The sequence below is a fragment of the Pseudomonas sp. NFACC45 genome (assembly GCF_900113505.1).
Classification (GTDB): domain Bacteria; phylum Pseudomonadota; class Gammaproteobacteria; order Pseudomonadales; family Pseudomonadaceae; genus Aquipseudomonas; species Aquipseudomonas tehranensis.
The window spans coordinates 1-2,173 of record NZ_FOPO01000026.1; the positions used below are offsets into that span (position 1 = coordinate 1).

Annotated in this window: 1 pseudogene; it reads right to left on the reverse strand. The window is 57.8% G+C overall.

From position 1 onward, the window contains the following. Positions 1 to 1,550 (reverse strand): annotated as a pseudogene (locus BM132_RS28790) (hypothetical protein); the annotation flags it as partial. Between the last annotated feature and the right edge of the window lie 623 nt (positions 1,551 to 2,173).

The window sequence follows — 2,173 nt, forward strand, 5'->3', positions numbered from 1 at the left end:
CTCCAAGTGCCGTTGTCATTGTTGACGGGGTGTTCAGTGGGGCTGTCACTGAACGTGAGTGTCAGCACAGCCCCTGGCCAGCAGGTGCCGCTGAGATTGGGCGAGAGGCCATTTTCCACGGGCGCGTCCATGACGGGTGCCTGCGGTGGGATGCTGACCTCGATTTCCTGCCAGGTCGGCGATTCCTGGCCATCCTTGAATTGTTTGATTTTAACTTTGCGCTTGAACGTCGGCCCCCACTCCGTTGAGGCCATGCTCGACCACACACCGCCGGACACAGTCTTTTCGGGGGCTGCGGGTGAATCGTCGGGATTCAGGATCTTCACCGTCGCACCATTGAAACCTTTACCCGAGAACACGGGCCGGTAGACTGCTGTGTAGGTGATATCGGTCGGGTCGGGAAGAATCAGGTTGACGGGGAATGTGTAGGGCAGCGAATCAATCCAGCCATTGTCGCCGTCAGGAAACCGCTGGATAGCCCTCAGGCTGTACGAGCCAAATGGCCAGTTTGTCGCGGTTGTGTTCCACCTGTCTCCGTTCACCGGCGCAGGGGCCGGCGCTGTGACGCTGGGCCCGCTGACGACCGTGATCTGCACGGTTGCGCCGGTGTAGCCGCTGCCTTCGAACTTCACTGAAGTGTCGGTCGGGGTGGTGACGGTGACGGCGGTCAGTTTGGGGGGGCGAACCTTGAACGCTTGGGCAGTGCTCAGTCCCGACGGGACGTTTTGGTAGGTTTGTTCCGCCACCAAAGAAACCGTTCCCGGCGGCACTTGCACTGGAGCACTCCAGGAGCCGTTCGACTCTACCCTGCCTTGACCGACCGGGGTACCGAGAACATCGAGCCGCACTTGGACGCTGGCCCCCGCCTTCCCCTTTGTTCCGTACACGGTGAAACTCATGTCCTGATTGGCGGTGGATGCGGTGATGGTCGGCGGACCTAGTACTTCGAAAGACAAGTTGTTTGTGTAACTCAGGACGGGACTGCTCTCAACTTTATACTCCGCCCGCACCGTATAAATTTTTCCAGGCAGGGGGCCGGTTGCTGTGGCTTCCCATGTTGTACCAGGCCCTACGGCGGTCACTGAAGCCAGTTCAGTTGTGCCGTCGAGTACTCTGATGCGCATCCCCGGATCAATTGGAGTTTCACCGGGAAAGCATTCACCCCCGAAAACCACCTGGCTGGGAGCGACTACACCGTTCGATTGAGGCCTGGTGAGTGTGGTTGGACGCCTGACAACTGTCTTCGGCCGCGTTATTCCATGTGCAGTTTGGGAGGCAACGTACCTTAGGTCTGACTCATTTCGCATAGCGGCGTGCACCGTCCAGCTACCGTCGCTGTTTACATCGTAGCCCGCGCCCAGGCTATCGGCCGTGCTGGCATCCAAAATCATTACTCCAACGCCTGGTCTGGCGCCAACACCTGAAACAATAAATGTTGATTCTGGGATATAACCCGACGGAGACAAGATTTGAAACGCAGGATCATGAATCTCCATGTCAATTGTGTTTTCGCCAGACTCGTCTTTTTCAATATCGTCATCGGTGTCCATGGCGCACTCCGTAGTTTCCGCTTAACAGGCTGGCGATATGGAAGGGGTGGTCGTGGATTCATTGAATATCCATCTTGCGACGCCAAACACCTGTCAGTTCTGACAGTGCCGACGAATGGCGGGGCCCGGTATAAGGCAATATCCGGGTGACTACAGCGCCTTGCGCAACGGACTACAGATCCGCCAGAATCCGCCGGCTTGTGTGGCTTGGCCTTGCCCCGTAACTTGATTCGCGTCGCTGATAACCAGCGATCGGGTTTAGTCGCCCGGTGGTGAATAACGATGTGCACAAGCGTCATCCAGTCGGGCTCCCCTATCCCCGCACTTGATGGTGGCTGTTCGCAGGGCGCCCTCGGGCGCGCCGGGCTTCGTTTTTCCACCGGTCGACTAACCTGCGTCCAGCCGCCACCCCTCGTTTAGTCGCGAACCGGGTAGCAGCCCCAATCATGGAAAAACGACTATGGTCAAGCCAACACCCAATCCCCCGAAAACCGATTCACAACCCGCGCACAAAACCCTCGACGCCAAAAAACTCGACAAAGCCGCCCAGAAAGCCCTGGACCACTACCTCAAGCCCGACACCCCAGAAAAACCCGCAAGACAACTGGATTACTTCATCGTCG